The following is a 22,191-nucleotide window of genomic DNA, read 5'->3' as shown; positions in this document are numbered from 1 at the left end:
ACCGGCCTCCACCCTGGAGGCCGGTGCCTGGCGCTCAGCGGGACGCGATCGGCAGTTCGTAGATTGCCGCCGACGTTGCCGGCACCATCAGCGACCGGGGATCGCCGCCGACCTTGCTTTGCCGGATGGTGACGCCGTCGGGCTTCGCGACCGTGTTGGCGGCGTCGAGCGTCTTGCCGGCGAGCAGCCACCGGGTTCCGCCGCTGCGCAGCTTGAGACCGTCGACGGCCAGCGCCAGCCGCTGCGGCTGGAAGGTGGCGTTGACTACCGCCACGCGCAGGCTCTTGCCGTCAGGGGAAAGCCCCGCGACGACGTCGAGCGGATAGGTCGGGCTGCCGGCGCGCACCTTGGGATGCGCGTGCCCGACCGGATATTTCGGTTCGGGCTGCGGCGCGTCGCCGTCGACGTGGAGCGGCGTCGTTCCCGCCCCGAAGTGCTCGCCGTACAGCTTGAAGACGGTGCCGGTCGCGTTCAGGGTTGCGGCGGTCGGGGTGATGTCCATCGTCGAGACGCCGGTCGTGAAGCCCGACATCTTCAGGAAGTTGCTGTGACGAAGCATCTCCTGGAACACCATCGCATAGGCGAGCGACGACTTCAGCGTCGGTGGTCCGGCCATATAGGCGTACTCGTCGATCGACAGGAACGTCTTTGCCTCCCGGATCTTCGGGAACCGCTTTTCGTAGATCGCCCACTCCTCCGCTTCCATGCGGACATGGTTGGAGGGCGAGCGGACATATTCCATCAGTTCGTCGGCGGGCGGCGCGTGCGGGCGCTCCTCGGCACGGTCGTACCAATGTTCGGTAATGCCGTCGAACGTGCCCCAGGAGCGGGCGAGCAGGCCGCCGGTCCAATCCTCCTCGGTGCCGAACTTGGGCTGGATGCTTTCCAGCGTCGAGTTCTGCTTCACGCCCTTGGGATGCAGCTGGTCGGGCATGGCGCCGGAAGCAATCAGCGTGATCGACGGGTCGCGCGCCCGCATCGCGCGGGCGAAATCATTGTGTTTGATGGTGTAGAATTCGAGCGAGGTCTTGCCGAGCTGCCACCAGCCGAACGGCTCGTTGCCGATGTTCCACCATTTGACGCCATAGGGTTCGGGGTGGCCGTTGGCCGCGCGCTTGGCGCCCCATTCGGTGGTCGCCGCGCCGTTCAGATACTCGACCTCCTCGGCAGCCGAATTGGCGTCGCCGAGACCCGCATTGACCGAAACATAGGGCTCCACCCCCAGGATGCGGGTCAATTCCATCCACTCGTCCATGCCGATGTCGTTGGGCTGCATCGCGCTCCAGGCATGGTCGAACATCGGCGGGCGCTTGTCGCGTGGGCCGATCGCCTCGTGCCAGTCCCATCCGGAGAGGAAATTGCCGCCGGGCAACCGCCAGAACCCGGAGTTCAGCGATCGCGCGACCGCGGTCGTATCCGCGCGCCAGCCGTTGATGTTGCCTGATGGCATGAGCGAGACGGTGCCGACCCGGAACAGCCCGGAACCGGTGCCGGTGATTTCCAGCCGCGCGTCCGACGAATCCCTCGTTGGCGTGAACGCGAAGCTGGCATTGCGCCAATCGGCGGCGGGGGACGGAAGGGCGATGACCTGGCGATCCTGCGGGCGGTCGCCCCAGACGAGCGCGATCGATACTGCCGCGCCGGGATCACCGTTCAGCCAGATGTTCCCGACGTAGCGCTTGCCGCGAACGACCGTGAAACCGGTCTGTCCCAGTCCGCGCGGCTGGTTCCCGGCCACGGCAACGCTGGCCGACTGCGTCCCGACATAGGGCATGCGCTGGTCCATCGTGACGGCGTCGTCGCCGCCGATCGGCCGCCATTTGCGGTAGGTGACGCCCGGACGCCCCTCGGCATTCAGGGGCGGGGGTACGTCGGCAGAGGCGGGCCCCACGGGGTAGTAGAATTTCCGGTCGGCGAGCAGTTCTGCCCACAAGGTGCGTCCGACGAGATCGCCGATCGGCTCGATGAACATCCCGTATTCGTAGGGCGTCACCGGCGCGGACGGGCGGTTGGCGTCGACTCGGACAACGACGGGTGCCGGCCCGGCGATGGCCGATACCGCCGTCGCGGTTTGCATAGAGAACAGGACAAGCGCCGCAGCGACCGGTTTCATCACATCTCTCTCCCTGTTTTCGCGCGGCGATGTGGCTCGATCGGCCACGATTGGTGCTCCCCCGGCGTGCAGCTTCGTAGCACGGTTCGGAATGGTAACGTCAACATTGATGTTGCGAGGACTTGGGCTCGGCGACGATCAGGTTGTCAGACTACTTTGGCGTTCTTGACGAGCGTACATGAGGGAAGACTTGGTGGATCGGATTCTTGCAGAGTCGGAGTATTGACACCTACCCCGTCTACATGCATCCTTGATGATAACGTTACCAGTCAGGAGCAAAAAGCTTCGGCTCGGTCAACTGGGCGTCACCAGATCAATGGTGCCGCTGAACATGGGGGAGGGTTCAATGAAGTCAGGGCGCGTGGCCGCGATTTGCGGGTCGACCAGTGTTGCGGCAATTCTCATCGCCTTGTCGGCGGCACCCGCCGCGGCCCAGACGACAGCGGCCCCCGCCGATGCCCCGGCACCGCCTGCCGACCCAGAGCCGGCGCAGGCTCCAGAAAGCACCACCACCACCTCTCCGCAGGACATCGTCGTTACCGGATCGCGCATCCAGGCAAGCGGCTATACCGCGCCGACGCCGACGACGGTGATCAGCCAGGCCGATATCCAGAACAACGCGCAGCCCAACATCTTTACGACCATCGCGCAGCTGCCGTCGCTGCAGGGGTCGAGCGGCTCGGCCACCAACACCTTCAGCACGTCGAGCGGCCAGCAGGGGCTGAGCTCTTTCTCGCTGCGCGGCCTCGGCACGATCCGCACGCTCACGCTGATCGACGGGCAGCGCGTGGTCGGCGCCTATTATACCGGCGTGACCGACGTCAGCCTGTTCCCGCAGCTGCTGATCTCCCGCGTCGACGTGGTCAACGGCGGTGCCTCTGCATCCTATGGCTCGGACGCGGTCGGCGGCGTCGTCAACTTCATCACCGACACGCGCTTCGAAGGCTTCAAGGGCAACGTCCAGGGCGGCATCACCACCTATGGCGACAATGAGCAGGGCCTGATCCAGCTGGCCGGCGGCAAGAGCTACCTGAACGATCAGCTCCACGTCGTGACCAGCGTCGAGTTCGCAAAGGAAGCCGGCGTCGGGCCGGGCGACTTCGGCCTCGACCTGGCGGGGCGTCGCGACTGGTTTCGCCAGACGACCATGATCAACCGCAACGTCACGAATGACGGATCGCCGCAATATGTCATGCGCAACTATGCGCAGCCGTACAACTTCACCAAATACGGCCTGATTACTGCGGGCCCACTGCAGGGCATCGCCTTCGACCAGAGCGGCAGCCCGTTCCCCTTCCAATATGGGTCGAACGGGACGCCCACGCGCAACAACACGGGACGAGTCGACGGCTGCTTCCCGGGCTTTTGCGTCGGGGGTGACCTGTCCGGCAATATCGATACCGGCCGCACGCTCCAGTCCGGCATCCAGCGCCTGGTCGGCTATACCCGCGTCGGGTTCGACTTCGCGCCCGAGAACGAGGTCTATTTCAGCGTCAACGTGGGTCAGGTGAAGACCCATAACCAGCCGACCAATGGCGCCAACCGCCCCGGCCTCCTGATCCAGTGCGCGAACCCGTTCGTGCCCGCCTCTGTCCAGACGGCGTGCGCCAATGCAGGGATCACCAGTTTCCAGTTCGGCACCAGCGTCGCGATCCTGCCCAACACCAAGGTCCGTACCGATCGCCGCCAGGCGCGGTTCGTCGGCGGGCTGAAGGGCAAGTTCGACCTGCTGGGTTCGCCCTGGACCTATGACGCCTATTACGAGCATGGGATGAACCGGACGGCGATCGACGTCGACAACATCGTCCTGTCGCCGCACTTCAACCAGGCGATCCAGGCAATTGCGCTGAACGGCGCGATCGTGTGCGCCGATCCGGTGGCGCGGGCGAACGGCTGCGTGCCGCTCAACATCATCGGCGGCGCGACGCCGTCGGAATCGGCGCGCCGCTATGTCCAGCCAGAGAACGGGCCGTTCCAGCGGATGCGGCTGACGCAGGACGCCGCGAGCATCAGCTTTTCCGGCACGCCCTTCGAGCTTTGGGCAGGGCCGCTCGCGGTCGCGTTCGGCGGCGAGTATCGCCACGAATATTACCGCGTGCGTGCCGATGCCTATGGCGCCGGCGTGTCGCCGCTCAGTCCCAACACCCCCGAGTTCCCGGCGGATCCGACGCTCTCTCCGGGCGGAAACAACTGGTACGCCGGCAACTACAAGAACGGCACGGGCGCCTATAGCGTGAAGGAGGCCTTTGCCGAGGTCGACCTGCCGCTGTTCAAGTCGGATGCCATGGGCCGCGCCAACATCAACGGCGCGGCGCGCGTGACCGACTACAGCACCTCCGGCACGATCTGGACGTGGAAGGTCGGTGGAACCTGGGACACGCCGCTCGACGGATTGCGCCTGCGTGGCGTCACGTCCCGCGACGTGCGCGCGCCCAACCTGTCGGAGTTGTTCGCAGCACCCGTCACCACGACGCTTCCGAACTTTTTCGATCCGGCCCGCAACGTCAACGTCGTCGCCATCCAGAACGCGATCGGCAACACCAACCTGACGCCGGAAGTCGCGCGGAATACCGAGATCGGCGCGGTCTATGCCAACCCGTCGTGGCTGCCCGGCTTCAGCGTGTCGGTGGACTATTACAAGATCAAGGTGGCGGACGTCATCTCGAGCCTGGGCGCGAACCAGATCGTCGACCTGTGCTTCCGCAATATCCGGCCCGAGACGTGCAGCGCCTATAACCTCAACAACCCGAACGGCCCCAACTTCATCAACGTGCAGGCGTTCAACCTGGCGTCGATCAAGACCGACGGCTTCGACATCGAAGCGAGCTACCGCTGGTCGAACCCGTTCGGGCTGGACGGCACCCTGACGCTGCGCGGCCTGGCCACGCACATCCGCAAGTTCGTGACCGACACCGGCCTGCCCGGTACCGCTCCGGTCGACAGCGCCGGCGTCAACACGGGCTCGACGCCGCACTGGAAGCTGCTGGGCGTGCAGACCTACTCCAACGATCGCTTCAGCTTTACGGTGCAGGAGCGTTGGTTCAGCGACGGGAGCTATGGGAACCAATATGTGGTCTGCGCGCCGGGTACGTGCCCCGTCTCCACGGCTATTGCGCCGACCATCGACAACAACTCCATGCCGGGCGCCTTCTATCTCGACCTGGGCGCGACCTATAACCTGACCAAGCAGATCACCGCCTATGCCAAGGTCGATAACGTGTTCGACCATGACCCGGCGGACTCGCCCGTGAACGCCAATCCGGCGCTCTATGACATCGTCGGCCGGATCTACCGGGCCGGGGTCCGCTTCTCGTTCTGATCGGCCACGATCGGCGAGACCCAGGGGGCTGCTGTTCGCGCGGGGGGAGGTCGCTCTCCCCGCGCGAAAGCATGGGGTGGCCGTGACCTGGAGGCCGGCAGCCTCAGCTTTGCGGCTGGTTCACGCGGGCGTCCCAGCCCAGCATCGCCGTTTCGGCTACCGCTTCGAGCTCCGCGCGGCTCGCTCCATCGCGGGCGAGCAGGGACATGCCGTTCTGGACAGTCTGGACGAAGCGGGCGAGGGCGTGGACGTCGACGGTCTCGGCAATTTCGCCCGCGGCGACACCCTCCTGCAGCCGGGTCTTGATCCGGTTCAGGGTGAGGTTGCGCGCGGCGGCGACGAGGGCCCCGAGGTCCGCATGCCCTTCGGCGCCAACGGCGGAGAGCGTCACCATGCAGCCGTCGGGCGTCTGGCTGAGGCCCGCCGCCGAATCCTGCAGGAATGCCGCGACGGCAGCCCGCGCCGTGTCGGCCGCGAAGAAGCGCCCCCAGACAATCCCTTCGTGGGTCGACTGATACTGGCCCAGCGCCTCGGCATAGAGCGCTTCCTTCGATCCGAAGGCGGCATAGAGGCTGGGTGAGCCAATCCCCATGGCGCGCGTCAGGTCGCTGATCGACGTCGCCGAGAACCCCTTCTTCCAGAAGAGCCGCATCGCCGCGGTCAGCGCCGCATCGCGATCGAACGCGCGGGGCCGTCCCCGGACCCGCTCGCCCTGCGCACATGCGCCACCCTGTTCAGCCACTTTCTGCATCGATCGTTATATAATCCATTGACAGCCGAACGCAACGACGCCAGCTATTCTGTAACGAACATCACAGAAAGGAACGGACGATGCAGGAACTGGCTGGCAAGCGCGCGCTGGTGACAGGCGCTTCGCGCGGCATTGGCGCGGCGATCGCGATCGCGCTTGCGGACAAGGGGGCCGACGTCGCGATCACCTATGAGCGGTCTGCCGAGCGGGCCGCCGAGGTGGTGGCGGCAGTGGAAGGCAAGGGCCGCAAGGCCGTGGCGATCCAGGCCGACAGCGGCGACCCGGACTCGATCCAGCGCGCTGTCGACGAGGCGGTCCATGCCCTCGGCGGTCTCAACATCCTGGTGAACAATGCGGGCATCGTCCGCTACAACAACATCGCGGATTTCACGGTCGAGGACCTCGACGCGCTGCTCGCCGTCAACGTGCGCGGCCCGGTCCTTACTGCGAAGGCTGCGATCCCGCATCTGAAGGAAGGGGGCCGTATCATCACGATCGGCTCGGCGGGTGCGGACCGCATCGTCGGGACCACGGGCACGGTCTATTTCATGACGAAGTCCGCGCTTCAGTCGTTCACGCGTGGGCTCGCGCGCGAACTCGGCCCCCGGGATATTACCGCCAATCTCGTGCAGCCGGGTTCCACCAATACCGAGATGAACCCGGAGGACGGCGAATTCGCGGACTATCAGCGCAGCCTCACCCCGCTCGGACGCTATGGCGCACCAGAGGATGTCGCGGCGGCCGTCGCCTTCCTCGCGACGCCAGCGGCCCGGCAGATCACGGGTGCCATCCTGAACGTGGACGGCGGTGTGCTTACCTGACTCACGCGGGCTTTACCCCGCGGCTCAGCGGTTGCGGGGCCGCCAGTTGAGCGGGAGGTGACGAACCGGCGAAATGGATTTCTTCGCCTCCTCGACCAATAACCCGCGTGATGGCGCCGCAGGATCAAGGATGTTACCCTCCCGAAAGACAGCACCGAAGTGCGGACAATGACTTTGGGAGGATGCATGGCCGAGACAGACCGTCGGACGATCATCGCCGGTATTGGAGCAGGACTGGTCGCCGCTGCGGCGAACGGCGCCTGCGCGGCGCCACGGGATCGCAAGATCGGCTATGCAGTCGTCGGGCTCGGCGGATATGCCGAACTGATCATGTCGAAGTTCGCCGAGTGCGACAATGCGCGGCTGACGGCGCTCGTCAGCGGTACGCCGGCAAAGCTGGAACGCTTCGGCACGCAGTACAAGATCCCGGCGTCGCACCGCTACAGCTACGCGAACTTCGACAGCATCCGCGACAATCCGGACGTGGATGTCGTCTATGTCATCCTGCCCAATTCCATGCATGCCGAATATACGGTGCGCGCGGCGCGGGCGGGCAAGCATGTGATGTGCGAGAAGCCGATGGCGGTCTCCACCGCGGAATGCCAGACGATGATCGACGCCTGTCGTGCGGCGGGTCGCAAGCTGATGATCGGTTATCGCTCGCGGTTCGAGCCGCACAACCGGCTGGCGATCGAGATGGCGCGAAACGGGTTCGTGGGGCCGACGCGGATCATCACGTCCGAGCACGGTTTCAATGCGCAACCCAATCAATGGCGGCTCGACCGGGCGCTGGCGGGCGGCGGGTCGCTGATGGATATCGGCATCTACAGCCTGAACGCGGTGCGGTATCTGACGGGCGAGGAGCCGGTCGAGGTCAGCGCGATGGAATCGACCGACCGTTCCGACCCGCGCTTTGGCACGGTCGAGGATCGCATTTCGTTCCTGATGCGCTTTCCCTCGGGCATCGAGTCGACCTGCGTCTCGAGCTACAGCTCCAACCACAATGCCTATCGGGTCATCGGGACCAAGGGATGGATCGGGCTGGAGCCGGCAACCGGCTATGACGGGCACAAGATGTTCGTGCACCGGGACGGTCGCACCGAGCAGCAGTCGGTTCCGGCAGGCAAGAAGCAGCACGCCGGACAGCTCGATCACTTCGCCGAATGCATCATCAACGACACCCAGCCATTGGTGCCGGGTGAGGAAGGACTGGCAGACCTGCGCGTGATCGAGGCGATTTACCGCTCCGCGCGCGAGGGAAGGCGCGTGCAGGTCGGCGCATGAGCATCGCGCCCGTCGCAATCCGGCTTAAGCAGTTCTAGGAACCCGCATGCACATCGCCATGTCCGCCTGCCTCGCCCTTGCGGCGATCGTCACCCCGGCGTCCGCCCAGCACGCCAATCTCGACCCGCGCACCGCCGTCTACGAGCTGCGCACCTATTATGCGGCGCCGGGCAAGCTCGCCGCGCTCAACGCGCGGTTCCGGGAGCACACGCTGAAGCTTTTCGCCAAGCACGGGATGCGCAACGTCGCCTATTGGAACGAGCAGCCGACCCAGGAACACCCGGACGGGCGGATTATCTATGTGCTGGCCTATCCGAGCAGGGCGGCGCGCGAGGCGAGCTGGAAGGCGTTCGTCGACGATCCCGAATGGCGTGCGGTGGCGGCCAGGTCGGAAGCGGACGGCAAGCTCGTGGCAAAGGTCGACAGCGTCTTCATGACCATGACCGATTATTCGCCGAAGCTGACGCTGCCGCGCTGATCGTCACGCCGTGGGGCGGCGCCTTTACGGCGCGACCTTTCCGCCGTTGTCGCTGACCTCCAGCCAGTTGCCGTCGGGGTCCTGCACATAGATCTGGCGCACGCCGTCAAACCGGGTCTGCATGGTGCCCGGTTCCCCGGCGAGGTTCGTCCACGGCATTCCGTGGCGGTCGAGCCATGCGGTCAGCGTCTCCAGATGCTCCACGTGGAGGGCGAGGTGCTCCATCCGGTTGGAGGGCTTTGGCCCCACGCGTCCGTCGAGGATGTGAAGGAGCACGCCATTGCCGAGGTCCAGCCAGCGGCGGTTCTTGAGCGGGGTGGGCACGAGCTTCAGGCCAAAGGCTTCGCGGTAGAAGGCGGCGCTGCGATCGATGTCGGCCGCCTGGATCGCGACATGCTCCACGCGCGCCGGGGCGACGCTTGCCGCCTGGGGCGGGGCGGCGAGAAGGAGGAGGAGGGAAACCAGCATCATGGGGAAACTCTCCTCGAGGAGGTGGGCGCGCCCTCTGAAACGGAGCGCGGGCGGTGCGCAGTGTGTCGCAGATAGGCGACGAGACAAAGGGCAATGAGCGCGCATCCCGCCGCCGCAGCGAAAGGAGCCGCATGGGTCGAGCGCTCGGCCAGTCCGCCTGCGAGCGGTCCCGCCAGGCCGAGCGCCACGTCGACGAACACGGCGAAGGTGCCGATCGCCGCGCCGCGGCTTTGCGGGGGCACGCGATCGATGACGCCGACGCCGAGGGCCGGGAAGATCAACGCGAAGCCGAAGCCCGCCACGGCAGCGCCGCCGATGGTGACGGCGGGACTCCCCGACAGGAAGATCACCAGCAGGCCCGCGACCTCGATCGCGAGGAAGCGCATCGCGAGCCGCAGCCCCGTCTCGCTGGTGATGCTGGAGGCGAAGATCATGCGCGACGCGACAAAGGCGCAGCCGAACGCGGTGAAGGCCATCCAGCCGTCGCGCCAGCCCGCCGCCTGGAAGAAGAGGGTGACGTAGGTCGTCACGACGCCGAAGCCGACAGTCGCCAGGGCCAACGCCGCACCGAAGGGGAGGACGCGCGTGAAGACGCTGCGCATGGGCAGGCGAAGCACCGCGGGCGTGTGCACGGTTGGCTGCACGACTGCGAGCGCGTAGCCGACCAGCCCGATGAGCAACGGGATCGCGGCGAGAATGGCGGTGCCGCCCCTGTCCGCCACCAGCACGCCGAGCGGAGCACCGGCGGCGATGGCCCCGTAAGTGGCGATCCCGTTCCACGAGATCATGCGGGCGGCGTTCGCATCGCCGGTCCGGTGGATCCCCCAGACCATCGCGCTCGTGCTGACCAGGCTTTCACTGATGCCCAGCAGAAGCCGGCCGGCGACAACAATGGCGAGCGCCGCGAGCGGCGAGGACAGGCGCAAGCCGATGATCGTGACGATGCCGCTGAGGGCGCAGCAGACAAAGCCGAGCAGCACTCCGCGGCGTGGGCCCGACCGGTCGATCATGGGCCCGACGAGGCCGCGGCTGACCACCGTCGCCAGATATTGGGCGGAGATGACGAAGCCCGCCACCGTCGGGCCGAACCCCAGTTGGATCGTCCACACCGGCAACACCGCGAGCGGAAGCCCGACGGCGAGATAGGCGAGCGCCGTATAGCCCGCGCACGAGAGCACGCCCGGCCCCGGCCCCGGCCCTCGCCCCGGACCCCCGGGCGTCACCGCGCTGTACGCTGCCGAGCCGGCGTCATGCTGCCGGCCCCCGATCACGCGGCCTCTTTGGCCCCGATCCGCGGCAGCAGCAGGTGCAGGATGGCCAGCGCGATCAGATACGCGCTGCTCGCCCACAGGAAGACCGGCCAATAGGAGCCGAAGGACTCAAGCGCGTGGCCGACATACTGCGCCATGATCATGCCGCCGATCGCACCCGCGGCGCCACCGATCCCCGTCACCGATGCCACCGAGCCACGCGGCACCGTGTCCGACACGATTGCGTAGAGGTTCGAAGACCAGCCCTGGTGTGCCGCGGCGGCAAGGCCGAGGATGGCGACCGCGCCGACCAGGTTGGACATCCCGCTCGCAAACAGGATCGGGATGACGCAGACGGCGCACGCCAACAGGGCGATCTTGCGCGCGGCGTTGACGCTGTAGCCGCGCTTGATCAGCGCGGACGAGAACCAGCCGCCGCCGATGCTGCCGACGTCCGCGAGCAGGTACACCGCGATCAACGGCGGGCCGAAGGTCTTGAGGTCGAGCTGATATTGCTTGGACAGGAAATCCGGCAGCCAGAACAGGAACAGGTACCAGACCGGATCGGTCAGGAACTTGGCGATCGAGAACGCCCAGGTGGGACGCTGGGCGAACAGGCGACGCCACGGCACCTTGACCTGCGGCTCGGAAGCGGCGTCGGCTTCGATATAGGCGCGCTCGGCCTCGGTCACTTTCCGGTGGGCGGCCAGGGGGCGATAGAAGACGAGCCACGCCGCCAGCCAGATAAAGCCCAGCATGCCCGTCACCAGGAACGCCGCCTCCCAGCCGAAGTAGATCGTCAAGATCGGGACGACGATCGGCGTGGCGATCGCGCCGACGTTTGCACCGGCGTTGAGAATGCCCGCGGCCAGCGCGCGCTCCTGCTTGGGAAACCACTCCGCGACGGTCTTGATCGCGGCGGGGAAGTTGGCCGCTTCCCCCAGCCCCAGCAGGAAACGGGCGCCGGAAAAGCCGAACGGCGTCCGCATGAACGCGTGGAGCATCGCCGCCCCGCTCCACAGCCCGATCGCCGCCGCATAGCCGGCGCGGGTTCCGAGCCGGTCGATCACTGGTCCGCATGCCAGGAGGCCCAGGCCATAGGCGGCCTGGAACCAGAAGACGATGTTGGCGTAGTCGATCTCGCTCCAGCCGAGCTCCTGCTCCAGCGTAGGCTTCAGAATGCCGATGATCTGGCGGTCGATATAGTTGATGGTCGTCGCGAAGAACAACAGCGCGCAGATGATCCAGCGCACGTTGCCTTTGGGACGGATCATCGCCGCCGGTCCGTTCTGCGACCCCATTCCTTGCCTTCCCTGTCGATCCTAGAGGCCCGGCAAGCTTCTTGCGTCAGCCAGACGTCGATGTTGTTGAAGTAGCAGCAGCTCAGGCGCTCGTCGCGCGCCGTGCCTTGGCCTGCGCCGTCAGCACGAGCTCGGCCGCGAGCAGCGCGCCGTCCTGATCCTGGGCGACGGAGGTGCGTTCGACAATGTCGTTGATGAACTGCGGCCCGAACGGCAGCGGCACCTTGGAACAATCGAGGTAGCGCGTACCCTTTCGGTCGGCGAGGAACAGGTGATTGCCGCCCGGGCGTCCCTCAATATCGACGTATTTGCGCAGCTCGATATAGCCCTCGGTCCCGAGGATGAAGAGGCGGCCGTCGCCCCAGGTCGGCAGGCCGTCCGGGGTGAACCAGTCGACGCGGACATAGCCGGTGCCGCCGTCCCCGTGCAGCACCATGTCGCCGAAGTCCTGGAACTGCGGATATTCGGGATGGGCGAAGTTGCCGACCTGCGACGCGATCACCTCCGCGCGCTTGGAACCCGTCAGATAGACGAACTGGTCGGCCTGGTGGCTGCCGATGTCGGTGAGGATGCCGCCGTTCCGCTCCGTGTCCCAGAACCACTTGGGCCGGTTCGGCGCGCCCAACCGATGGGGGGCGAGGTTCACGGTCTGGATGACTCGACCGATGGCGCCGTCGTGCACCAATTGCCCCGCCTGCACGGCGGCGGGCACCTCAAGCCGTTCGGAATACATGATCCCGAACTTCTTGCCCGTCTCCTTGATGGCGGCGCGGACCTGCGCCAGCTGCTCCAGCGTGACGATGGCGGCCTTGTCGCCGAGATAGTCCTTGCCCGCGCGCATCGCCTTGATGCCGAGGGGCGCGCGCAGGCCCGGGACCGCGGCGCTGCAGATCAGCTTGATGCGCCGATCCTCGATGATCTCGTCCTCGGACCGGGCGAGCTTTACCCCGGGGTAGCGCTTCTGGAAGGTCGCGACCTGTTCCGGCACCGCGGAATAGAAGCTGGTGGGCACGCCGCCGCCGCGAATCATGGCGTCGGTGATGGCATAGATGTGGCCGTGATCGAGCCCGATCACCCCAAAGGGCACGCGGTACTTGGCCTCGGGCGCAGGCCGCGCGGGGGCGCCCTCCGTCGGCGCGTCGCCGCGGGCGGCGGACTGCGCGAGCGCTTCGGCAGCAAAGCCGGACAGGCCGGCGGCAGCGGCCATTCCAAGAAGGGTGCGGCGGTCGGTGTGGGTCACGGCAGGTCCTCGGGCGGAAGGGATGGAGGGCAGGGAAGGGTCAGACGGCAACGAGGTTGGGGGGCCAGGTCATCGCCTGGCCGCGGTCCATCGCCTCTTCGCCGAGCAGGGACGCGACGCTCGCGAGATAGGCCTGAGAGAGCAGCCCCGGGAGCGGCTTGCCGGCGCGCACGGCCTCAGCAAACCCTTCGAACTGGAGCATCGTCTCGTCATATTCGCCCCAGCCCAGCGACTCGCCGGGCGTGGTGACGGGCAGTTCCGGGAACCAGGTCGCGCCGCCGATCGGGACCGCGCGCTTCTGTCCGCTGGCCACGTCCTGGCGCATGCGCTGAAGAGCGAGGACCTTGGGCGGCACCTCGGCATAGATGCGTCCCAGCTCTGGCTCGATCGAGCCCTTGCTGCCCTGGATCTGCTCTTCGCAGCCATAGCGCGCGTTGTTGAGGAGCGAGGTGTAGATGAACTTCCGCCCGCCGCTATATTCATAGATCAGCGCGACATGGTCATAGACCTCTCGCCCGTCCTTCCAGAAGCAGATGCTGCCGGACCCGATCACGCGGGTGGGCACTGCGTCCAGGAACCAGTTGCCGACCTGAAGCTGGTGGGTCGCCAGTTCCGTCATCAGCCCGGCCGAGCTGTCGCGGTAGAGGCGCCAGTTGATGTGGCGGTCATCGGCACCCTCCGGCACCTTCCGCCGCCAGCTGTTGTTGCGATGCCAGCTCGCGCGGATCTGCGTGATCGTGCCGATCTCACCCGCCTTCACGCGCTTCATCGCGTTGAGATAGGTGGGATGGAACATGCGCTGGTGCCCGATCTGCAGCACCTTGCCCGCCGACTTCGATTTGGTGACCATCGCCCCGCAGTCGGCGATGGTGCGGGCCATCGCCTTTTCGCACCAGACGTGGACGCCGGCGTCGAAGCTGTCGATCGTGTGACGCGCGTGCAGGTCGAGCGGGGTCGCAACCACCACCGCGTCCAGCCCGCCGGCGTCCAGCATGGCGCGATGATCGGTGAAGGCGGGGACGCTGGCGCCGGCCACCTCGCGCCCCTTGGCCAGATTGGGAGCATAGACGTCGCAGACGGCGGCCACGGCGCAGTTCCGGGTCTTGGCGATGTTGCGCATCAGCGCGCGGCCGCGATCGCCGGTTCCGATGACGCCGATCCGGACGCGATTCCCGGCCGTTGTCGCGGGCCTGCCGGAGGGGGCGGCGTTCGCGGCGGCCACGGCCCAGGGCGCGGCGCCCGCGACACCCGCCGCCGTAGTCGCCGCCAGCACCCGATCCAGGAACGACCGACGCGAAACATCAAAACTCTGATCGGTCATGCAGCGAGGGTCCTTGCGGGGTGTGGCCGATGGGCGAGGCCAAGGTCGAAGCGGAAGCGGAAGCGGGAGGCCTCCCGCCCGCGCAAAAGCTGTGCAGCGGCCGCATCGTCGGCGGCGATCAATGCGGTGCTCATCACCTCGGCCAGCGTGCCGCTCGGCTCCACGGCCACGGCACAGAGCGGGGCCGCAACCGCTGTTCCAGTGTGCGGGCGCGTGATCGCGGCGCGCTCGGGTGCATGGGTGCCGGCACCGACCGTGGCCGATACGGAGAGCGCCTGGTCGACAAGCTCCAGCGTCAGCAATTCCTGCCCCGGATCCTCCGGATGCGGGATCGTGAACGGCCAGCCGCCGCCAAGCGGATGGTCGCCGAGGACAGCGACGGAGCTCTCGCCCAGCGTGAGCAGCGCGGAGCCGACACCGGCGTCGCGCAAAACGGCCACCGCGCGGTCGAGGGCGAACCCCTTGCCGAGACCGCCGAAGTCGAGCGCCAAGGGGCGTTCGGCGACAATCCGGCGAGACTGCGGATCGAAGCTGACCATCGCCCAACTGGCCCCCGTCCGCGTGTCCGCGGCGATGTCGAACAGTCCCTGAGTGGCGGCATGCCCTTGAGCGGCGGCGAGCACCGCGTCGAACAACAGCTCGTCGTCCAGGGCAGCAGCCTGACCCGACAGCAGCGCTTCGTTCATCGCGGTGGCGGGGGAGGGGCGATGGATCGTCAGCGCGTCGTCCACCGCCTCGATCGCGCGGCGGGCAGCCCAAAGCGCATCATCGGCCCCGCCATCGAAGCGGTGGAGCTCGACCCGCGTGCCCATGGCAGCGAAGCGTTCGGTGCCGGGCTCATCCGTCATCGAGTTCAGGCCTTCAACTCCCAGCCGGGCTGATATTCCACAGCCCAGAGCTTCATCGCCTCGGCGCTGGAAGGGCGGCCGGTGGCCGGGTCCACGGTGAGCACCTGCCCCGTGCGATCCGCCATGTTGCCCAGGTGGCAGAGATTGGTGCTGATATGCCCTTCCTCGATCGGCGAGTTGAGCGCGCTCGCCTTGCCGCGGATCACATCGACGAAGTTGCCGGCATGATAGACGTCGAGCACGCCCTCACCGACGGTGCCCGTCGTTTCCGACGTCGCTTCCGCCTTCACCGCGCGCGTTTGCTTGCCGTCGAGGTTGTAGAGTTCGAAGCCGTTCCGGTCGACCACCGCCGATCCCCTATTGCCCAGCAGCAGGACGCCACGCCCGCGGCCGTAGCGGGTCATCCCGGTGCCGCTCTGCCCGTCCCAGCGGATCAGCCGGTCGCCGGGATAGGCGAGGTCGAGCGTCATGGTGTCGTACATTTCCCAGTCGTCGTCGTTGAAGAACTGCCGGGATCCGCGTGCGACGACCTGAGTCGGATAGGCCAGTCCCATCAGCCAGCGGGCGACATCGATCTCATGCATGCCGTTGTTGCAGATTTCGCCGGTGCCGTACTGCCATACCCAGTGCCAGTTATAGGGCACCAGGTTCGACCGATAGGGCGCCCGGGGACGCGGCCCCTGCCACAGATCCCAGTCGAGCGAAGCCGGGGGCGGCACCTGCTTGCCATGCCCGATCGGCTTGCGTGCGTTGGCGTACCAGGTCTGCGCCTCATAGACATGGCCCAGCTCGCCCGCCTTGACGATGTCGAGCAGCTGGCGCGTTTCGGGGCTCGACCGCTGCTGGTTGCCGACCTGCACGATGCGACCCGTGCGCTTCTGCATCGCGATCATGGCTTCTCCCTCGGCGGGAGCGATGCCGATCGGCTTCTCGCAATAGACGTGGTGACCGGCGTCCATGGCGTCGGTCGCGACCTTCACATGCGAGAAGTCGGGCGTGGCGACGGTGACGATATCCACAGCCTTGCGATCGAGCAGGCGGCGATAGTCCCGGTCGGTCTTGACCGGGACACCGCGTCCCGCAAATTCGGCCGCGCGCTTGGCCAGCACGGCGCTGTCGCAATCCGCGATGTGGGTCACCACGACGTTGGGTACCTTCGTGAAGGCGCTCACATGCGCCTGTCCACGGCCGTTCACGCCGACGACGGCAACATGGATGCGATCGTTCGCACCCTTGATCCGCGCATAGCTGCGCGCCGACATCGCGACGCCCACGGCGGCACCCCCGCCCTTTATCATCGTACGACGATTCAGCATCGCGTCCCCCCTGGGCTAGAACTGGCGGATCTTGATCGAACGAAAGTCTACCCGGTCGCCATGGTCCTGCAACAGGATCGGGCTTTGGCCCCAAGTCCCGAACCCCTGTTCACCGGCGAACTTGCTCAGTGCCACGGCCTGCTGGAACTCCGGCGATCCGCGTTCGAATTCCACCATCTTGAAGCCGTTCAGCCAGTGCTCGACATGGTTGCCGCGCACCACGACGACGGCGCGGTTCCATTCGCCCGGCGGGTTGATCCGCTTGCCCGGGTTCGGCGGGTCCAGAAGGTTCTGCGGCGCGATGATGTCGTAGAGTGCCGCAAGCGTGCGGTTGCCGTCGCGGCCCATCTTGGCGTCCGGATGGCGAGCATCGTCCAGAAGCTGATATTCGAGGCCCAGCGAACTCGTGCCCGGAGCCACGCGATATTTGATGCCGCTGTTGGCGCCCGGAGACAGGCGATAGTCGACCGACAGTTCGAAGTCGCGGTACGGCGCCGCGGTGACGATGTCGCCGCCGCCACCCGTGACCGAAAGCGCGCCGTCGGCGACGGTCCAGCCCTTGGCAGGGAAGCCGCCGCCCTTGGCACTGCGCCAGCCCTTGGTGCTCCGCCCATCCCACAGCAATGACCAGCCCGCCTTGCGCTCACCCGGACTCAGCTGGTTGGGGATCCACCCTTGCTGCTCGAGCGAGGTTTCGGGCAGGGCGTAGCGGGCGGGGGTCTGAGTGATCACGCGGATGTTGCGGAACCGTACCTCCGGCCCCTTGCGCGCCTGCTCCTCGGGGATGGAGTGTACCTGGAAGGCGATGAAGCCGCGCGCGTCGACATCGTCGACGATGTCGGCGGCAGGTACGCCGTTGATCCAGGTACGCAGCCGGTTGCCGATCGCCTCGATGCGATAATGGTTCCAGTCGCCCGACCGGAAGGCGGCGCGCGCCGCGTCATTGCGGCCAAGCGAATAGAGCCACAGGCGGCGCTGCTCGTCGTAGATACCGGCGCTCCATCCCCGCGCCGACGGATCGATTTCAGCCTGGTAGCCGTGGACAACGCCGTTGCGATAGTCCGGCCGGCTCTGCCCGCGCACCATCACGCCGGAGTTGAGCAGCGGGTCCGTCTTGGCATCGAACTCCATGATATAGTCGCCATAGGCGGCGTCGGAGACGAGCCAGCTGTTGGTCTTGCCGGGGGTGGCGCGGCCGATCAGTTCGCCGCCCGATACAGTATAGATCGCGTTGCCGCCGGTGCGGTGCCAGCCCTCCAGCCCTTCCCGCGGAGTAATATCCTGCCACGGAGCCGCAGTTTGTGCTTGTGCCGGGGTCAGGGACGGTGTGGCACCGACCAGCGCCGCAGTCGTCCATACTGCGGCTGCCAATAGCGCCTTGGTCACCCCTGGCCTGGACTTACCGCAAGCTGCGATTGGGGTTCTGGTGAGTCCCGCCATCATCTTCTCCCGGCACGGCGATCATTGTCGCTTGCTTTATGTCCGATGCGTAAGAGCCTGTCGGGCCGCATGCAATAGGGATGTCAGACATTCACGGTTCGCTTGCTACACAGCCTGAGTGAAAGCCCTTGACGCGCCAGAACTTCTTGCTGTCTGCCATGGGGCAGAACATGGTGCAGGTCGCCGGGTGAGAGGATTGATAATCGACATGTCAGGCAACAGCGGCGGCAAGCTGTATCGCAAGATCGTGCAGGCCATCATCGCAGACATTACGGCCGGTGTGTTTCCCATCGGATCCCGCCTTCCGCCGGAGCGTGACCTGACCGAGCGGTTCGGGGTGAGTCGTCCGACCGTCCGCGAGGCGATGATCGCCCTGGAGATGCAGGGGCTGGTGGAAGCGCGCAAGGGTTCGGGGGTGTTCGTCCTTGCATCGACCACCGACCCGGCCGGGGAGGAATATGACATCGGCGCGTTTGAGATCATCGAGGCGCGCCGCCTGGTCGAAGGGGAGGTTGCCGCGGTGGCGGCAACCGAGATCGAAGACGAGCAGCTGGCACAACTGCGTGTATGCGTTGAAGAAATGGCGCAGGAGGACGTCGCAGCTGCGGAAGATGCCGACCGCCGTTTCCACATCGGCATCGCCGAGGCGACGGGCAACGCCGTGATCATCTCGGCCGTGACCGACTTCTGGGACCTGCGCTTCCGCTCGCCGCTGGCGCGGGAGGTGTTGCGCAAGGCAGGTAGCCTGGGAACCAAGGAGCGGCTGGAGGAGCACGGTCGGATCCTGCGCGCGCTCGAAGCCCGCAATCCCGCCGACGCACGACTCGCGATGCGCGATCATTTGTCGCGGGTGATCGACCACCTGCTCCACGTCAACGAAACCGAAGCAGTCGAGCGGGCGCGCGCAGAAACGGCGCAGCGGCGGCGCGCCTTTGCACGCCGGGCCGTTTGAACTTCACAGGAGTCTTCGCCTCTATGGTTCCGCTAACATTGGCCAGTTACTTAAAAGGTAGATGACAAGCGAAACCTTACATTATTGACCGACCACTTTCGGACTATTGTCATACAGATTTGGCAGTGTTACCCCCTAGGAAGATAGATGCCGTCCATCGGCGCGTCACTGTCCAGCGTGTTCGAAAAAGAACAGCTGGCCTGAAAGGGGAGAGACTGCATGAGGCTCAACCGCGGCAACAAATATCGTTTGCTCGTCTCGACCAGTCTCCTCATCCCGTTATTGGCAACAGGCCGGCCCGCAATGGCGCAGACCGGCCCAGCTGCCGAGGTTACGAGTCAGGATGGCACCGCCGACCCTGGCCAGGTCGATGAAACCGGCGCCCCGGCGCAGGTTCCCCAAGCAGATACGCAGCAGACCGATATCGTCGTCACCGGTTTCAGGGCGTCGCTGAACAGCGCACTTAACGCCAAACGCAACGAGACCGCGGCGGTCGACAGCATCGTCGCAGAAGACATCGGAAAATTCCCGGACTCCAACCTTGCGGAGTCGATGCAGCGCATCCCGGGCGTCGCGCTGTCGCGCGGCGACGGCGGCGAGGGGCGCAACATCTCGGTTCGCGGCCTCGGCGCGCAGTTCACGCGCGTACGCATCAACGGCATGGAAGGTGTGTCGCAAGTCAGCGGGAGCGACATTCGTGGCGGCGTGGCTTCTGGCCGCTCGTTCGACTTCGTGACTTTCCCCACCGAGATCTTCTCGGCCCTGTCGGTGCGCAAGACCCTGTCCGCCGATGTCGAGGAAGGTTCGCTGGGTGCGACCGTGGACCTGCGCGCGCCCCAGCCCTTCGACCAGAAGGGCGATGACCTTGTCATTACCGGCACCGCGCGCGGGATCTACAACGACATCCGCAAGAAGGTCGATCCGCGCCTGTCGGCCTTGGTTTCAAAGAAGTTCGGCGACACCTTCGGTGTTCTCGGCAGCATTGCCTATTCCAAGCGCCACATCGAGGAATATGCCTATTCGGCGGTCGATGTGGTGCCGACCACGGTCTATGGGCAGGCCCAGCCGGCCGGCACGGCGAATGCGGGCGTGATCTTTCCGTTCTGCACGCCCGTCGGATATGCGTTCAACGGTTCGCCAGCGACCAGCCCGGTCCCCGGCTATACCCAGCCCAACGGCGCCCCGATCGGCGCGGATGCTGCCAATTGCAGCACCGGCAACCCGCGTACCGGCACGATCGAAGCCTATGACTATATCATGAGCCGGACCGGGGTGAACGGTCGTCCGGGTGGCGGCGTCTATCTGCCGCGCCTGCCGCGGCCGGTGAAGAGCAGCCAGGAACAGGCCCGGCTTGCCGGCACCCTTACGCTGCAGTGGAAGCCGAGCGATCGCACGGACATCTCGATCGACGGCCTCTATTCGCGCTTTAAGGTGGATCGCCTCGACACCTATTTCGACGCGCGTTCGTTCGGCCGCGCGATCTCCAACAATGGGCAGCCGCTCACCTCGGTTCGCGAGATCGAGGTCGATGACAATGGCTCGCTCATCCACGGCCTGTTCGATGGCGTCGACCTGCGCTCGGAGATGCAGGACGAGCACTTCACCTCCACCTTCCGGCAGGTGAACCTCAACATCGATCACCGGTTCTCCGACACCTTCCGCGTCTATGGCGTGGCCGGCATCAATGAATCGCTGCTCGACGTCGACCGGCTTCAGGTTGCGATCGACTCCAACGACACGCGCGACTTCTCGATCGATTTCCGGGGCAATCCCGACATCCCGAAAATCGGCTATGGCATCGACACCACCAACCCCGCCCTGTTCCGATATGGCCCGCCGCTCGCCAACGGCGACCAGCAGGGGCAGCTGTCCAACTTCATCCGCCGCAATCGCATCGTCAGCAAGACGTTCGACCTGAACGGCGAATGGGAGGCAGCGCCGAACTTCATCGTGCAGGTCGGCGGCCAGTATCGCACCAACCGCTATACCGCCCGCGAGCGGCAGCTTGCCACCACGACGCCGCTCGCCCTGCCGACGGGGGTCTCGGTCTCCGACTTCACCTTCGTCACGAGCGGCGTGAACAAGAACCTGGACGGGCAGCTGCAGGATTTCGTGTCGGTTGATCCGGACAAGTTCCGCAATGCCGTCGGCCTCGACAACTATGTCTACTGCAACCTGGAATGCGCGCGCGGCACCTATGGCGGGGTGAACGAGAAGTACAAGTCCGGCTATCTGATGTTCAAGTTCAATACCGAGGACATCCTGCCGGTCGGGATCCGGGGCGACGTGGGCGTGCGCTATGTCCACACCGACTTGGCCACCTATGGCCCGATCACGACGGCGAACCCAGCGGGCTCGCTCTATTCCTCCCGCTTCGAGATCTCGAACGTCAACCGCAGCTATGAAGACTGGCTGCCGGCGTTGAACTTCGCGGTGGATATCACGCCCCAGCTAATCGCACGTTTCTCGGCGGCACGGGTGATGTCGCGGCCATCCTATGGGCAGTTGATCCCTGCGGGTTCTGCCAACCTCGTCATCCAGACGGCGTCGTTCAGCAACCCGTTCCTGGAGCCGATCCGCGCCAACACCTTTGACACCTCGCTCGAATGGTATTTTGCGCCCGGCTCGCTGATCTCGGTCGCCTATTTCTACAAGAACATCGAATCCTACATCCAGACGACCAGCCAGCAGGTCGCGTTCCAGGACATCGGATTGCCGCTGTCGCTCCTCACCGGAACCCAGCTGCGCCCGACCGACCTTTTCACGGTGCAGCGGAGCAACAACACGCCAGGCGGCCCCCTCCGCGGCTTCGAACTGAACGTGCAGCTGCCGTTCCGCTTCCTGCCGGGGGCACTCAGCAACTTCGGCGCGCTCGGCAACTTCACGCGCGTGCGGTCGAACATCGACTATATCATCTCGCCCACGCTCTCGCGCACCGCACCGCTGGTCGGCCTGTCGCCGGAGACGGCGAGCGGAACGCTCTATTACGAGGACAGGAAGTTCAGCATCCGTTCGACCGTGAACTACCGGTCGTCGTTCCTTACGGCCGTGCCGAGCGGCTCCGTCGACGCGGACTCGACGTCGAACGCCAGCTCGATCTTCGTGGACGCTTCCGCTTCGTACAACATCAACGAGAATGTGAAGCTGATCGCCGAGGTGTCGAACATCACCAACGAGACGAACCGGCTGACCGTCGACACGAACCGGAAGGACCCGCTCTACACCGCCTACTTCGGCCGAACCTTCGCGCTTGCCGTCAACGTCCAGTTCTGACGCGCCTCAGCAG

16 protein-coding genes are annotated in these 22,191 nt (G+C 65.9%); 6 read left to right on the top strand and 10 right to left on the bottom strand.

The features are described 5' to 3' along the window. Positions 1 to 34 precede the first annotated feature (34 nt). On the bottom strand, positions 35 to 2,113 hold the full coding sequence (locus QP045_RS05855) for an alpha-N-arabinofuranosidase (protein ID WP_422514029.1): 2,079 nt from the start codon (positions 2,111 to 2,113) through the stop codon (positions 35 to 37). Between the two features lie 346 nt (positions 2,114 to 2,459). Here QP045_RS05855 and QP045_RS05850 point away from each other — a divergent pair, with 346 nt between their 5' ends. After that, complete coding sequence (locus QP045_RS05850) at positions 2,460 to 5,432, top strand: TonB-dependent receptor domain-containing protein (protein WP_422514028.1); 2,973 nt, start codon at positions 2,460 to 2,462, stop codon at positions 5,430 to 5,432. Positions 5,433 to 5,535: 103 nt separating this feature from the next. On the opposite strand, the gene QP045_RS05845 is transcribed toward QP045_RS05850, so the two are convergent. Next, entirely contained in the window at positions 5,536 to 6,183 is a 648-nt protein-coding gene (locus QP045_RS05845) for a TetR/AcrR family transcriptional regulator (RefSeq protein ID WP_422514027.1), read from the bottom strand. A gap of 80 nt (positions 6,184 to 6,263) precedes the next feature. Here QP045_RS05845 and QP045_RS05840 point away from each other — a divergent pair, with 80 nt between their 5' ends. The 3 genes from QP045_RS05840 to QP045_RS05830 all read left to right on the top strand — a co-directional run bounded on the left by QP045_RS05840 (position 6,264) and on the right by QP045_RS05830 (position 8,766). Further along, complete coding sequence (locus QP045_RS05840; protein ID WP_422514026.1) at positions 6,264 to 7,004, top strand: SDR family NAD(P)-dependent oxidoreductase; 741 nt, start codon at positions 6,264 to 6,266, stop codon at positions 7,002 to 7,004. A 186-nt stretch (positions 7,005 to 7,190) separates the two neighbouring features. Next, a complete protein-coding gene (locus tag QP045_RS05835) occupies positions 7,191 to 8,288 on the top strand; it encodes a Gfo/Idh/MocA family protein (protein WP_422514025.1) in 1,098 nt (365 codons plus the stop codon). Between the two features lie 46 nt (positions 8,289 to 8,334). Then, positions 8,335 to 8,766, top strand: a complete 432-nt coding sequence (locus tag QP045_RS05830) for an NIPSNAP family protein (RefSeq protein ID WP_422514024.1) — start codon at positions 8,335 to 8,337, stop codon at positions 8,764 to 8,766. Between the two features lie 24 nt (positions 8,767 to 8,790). Here QP045_RS05830 and QP045_RS05825 read toward each other — a convergent pair whose 3' ends face one another. The 8 genes from QP045_RS05825 to QP045_RS05790 form a co-directional block, all read right to left on the bottom strand. Then, the gene (locus tag QP045_RS05825; protein ID WP_422514023.1) at positions 8,791 to 9,237 is read right to left on the bottom strand and encodes a VOC family protein; all 447 of its coding nucleotides are present in this window, start codon (positions 9,235 to 9,237) and stop codon (positions 8,791 to 8,793) included. Further along, the gene (locus QP045_RS05820) at positions 9,234 to 10,508 is read right to left on the bottom strand and encodes an MFS transporter (protein ID WP_422514022.1); all 1,275 of its coding nucleotides are present in this window, start codon (positions 10,506 to 10,508) and stop codon (positions 9,234 to 9,236) included. The genes QP045_RS05825 and QP045_RS05820 overlap by 4 nt, the downstream gene beginning before the upstream one ends. Then, positions 10,505 to 11,761: an MFS transporter gene (locus QP045_RS05815; protein ID WP_422514021.1), complete on the bottom strand. Its 1,257-nt coding sequence runs from the start codon at positions 11,759 to 11,761 to the stop codon at positions 10,505 to 10,507. Before QP045_RS05815 ends, QP045_RS05820 begins: the two co-directional genes overlap by 4 nt. 109 nt (positions 11,762 to 11,870) lie before the next feature. Next, positions 11,871 to 13,028 (bottom strand): Gfo/Idh/MocA family protein, encoded by a 1,158-nt coding sequence (locus QP045_RS05810; RefSeq protein ID WP_422514020.1) that lies wholly within the window; start codon positions 13,026 to 13,028, stop codon positions 11,871 to 11,873. A 40-nt stretch (positions 13,029 to 13,068) separates the two neighbouring features. Continuing rightward, positions 13,069 to 14,349, bottom strand: coding sequence for a Gfo/Idh/MocA family protein (locus QP045_RS05805; protein ID WP_422514019.1), 1,281 nt, complete (start codon positions 14,347 to 14,349; stop codon positions 13,069 to 13,071). After that, a complete protein-coding gene (locus QP045_RS05800; protein ID WP_422514018.1) occupies positions 14,346 to 15,197 on the bottom strand; it encodes an FAD:protein FMN transferase in 852 nt (283 codons plus the stop codon). Before QP045_RS05800 ends, QP045_RS05805 begins: the two co-directional genes overlap by 4 nt. Positions 15,198 to 15,202: 5 nt before the next feature. Then, positions 15,203 to 16,513, bottom strand: coding sequence for a Gfo/Idh/MocA family protein (locus QP045_RS05795; protein ID WP_422514017.1), 1,311 nt, complete (start codon positions 16,511 to 16,513; stop codon positions 15,203 to 15,205). Positions 16,514 to 16,528: 15 nt separating this feature from the next. Continuing rightward, positions 16,529 to 17,899, bottom strand: coding sequence for a 3-keto-disaccharide hydrolase (locus QP045_RS05790; RefSeq protein ID WP_422514016.1), 1,371 nt, complete (start codon positions 17,897 to 17,899; stop codon positions 16,529 to 16,531). Positions 17,900 to 18,161: 262 nt separating this feature from the next. On the opposite strand from QP045_RS05790, the gene QP045_RS05785 reads away from it, so the two are divergent. Both QP045_RS05785 and QP045_RS05780 read left to right on the top strand, forming a co-directional pair. Then, entirely contained in the window at positions 18,162 to 18,905 is a 744-nt protein-coding gene (locus QP045_RS05785) for a FadR/GntR family transcriptional regulator (protein ID WP_422514015.1), read from the top strand. Between the two features lie 219 nt (positions 18,906 to 19,124). After that, positions 19,125 to 22,178, top strand: a complete 3,054-nt coding sequence (locus tag QP045_RS05780) for a TonB-dependent receptor (protein WP_422514014.1) — start codon at positions 19,125 to 19,127, stop codon at positions 22,176 to 22,178. The last annotated feature ends 13 nt before the right edge of the window (positions 22,179 to 22,191 follow it).

This window comes from Sphingomonas sp. 3-13AW, assembly GCF_049311085.1.
GTDB lineage: Bacteria > Pseudomonadota > Alphaproteobacteria > Sphingomonadales > Sphingomonadaceae > Sphingomonas.
Note: the sequence above shows the minus strand (reverse complement) of the source record. Positions and strands in the feature narration are given on the sequence as shown.

Bases quoted from the DNA above. Each gene is read 5' to 3' on its own strand.
- QP045_RS05845 (WP_422514027.1), bottom strand. From the start codon at position 6,183: ATGCAGAAAGTGGCTGAACAGGGTGGCGCATGTGCGCAGGGCGAGCGG.
- QP045_RS05855 (WP_422514029.1), bottom strand. From the start codon at position 2,113: ATGAAACCGGTCGCTGCGGCGCTTGTCCTGTTCTCTATGCAAACCGCG.
- QP045_RS05815 (WP_422514021.1), bottom strand. From the start codon at position 11,761: ATGATCCGTCCCAAAGGCAACGTGCGCTGGATCATCTGCGCGCTGTTG.
- QP045_RS05840 (WP_422514026.1), top strand. From the start codon at position 6,264: ATGCAGGAACTGGCTGGCAAGCGCGCGCTGGTGACAGGCGCTTCGCGC.
- QP045_RS05850 (WP_422514028.1), top strand. From the start codon at position 2,460: ATGAAGTCAGGGCGCGTGGCCGCGATTTGCGGGTCGACCAGTGTTGCG.
- QP045_RS05825 (WP_422514023.1), bottom strand. From the start codon at position 9,237: ATGATGCTGGTTTCCCTCCTCCTCCTTCTCGCCGCCCCGCCCCAGGCG.
- QP045_RS05800 (WP_422514018.1), bottom strand. From the start codon at position 15,197: ATGACGGATGAGCCCGGCACCGAACGCTTCGCTGCCATGGGCACGCGG.
- QP045_RS05830 (WP_422514024.1), top strand. From the start codon at position 8,335: ATGCACATCGCCATGTCCGCCTGCCTCGCCCTTGCGGCGATCGTCACC.
- QP045_RS05785 (WP_422514015.1), top strand. From the start codon at position 18,162: ATGTCAGGCAACAGCGGCGGCAAGCTGTATCGCAAGATCGTGCAGGCC.
- QP045_RS05780 (WP_422514014.1), top strand. From the start codon at position 19,125: ATGAGGCTCAACCGCGGCAACAAATATCGTTTGCTCGTCTCGACCAGT.
- QP045_RS05795 (WP_422514017.1), bottom strand. From the start codon at position 16,513: ATGCTGAATCGTCGTACGATGATAAAGGGCGGGGGTGCCGCCGTGGGC.
- QP045_RS05835 (WP_422514025.1), top strand. From the start codon at position 7,191: ATGGCCGAGACAGACCGTCGGACGATCATCGCCGGTATTGGAGCAGGA.
- QP045_RS05805 (WP_422514019.1), bottom strand. From the start codon at position 14,349: ATGACCGATCAGAGTTTTGATGTTTCGCGTCGGTCGTTCCTGGATCGG.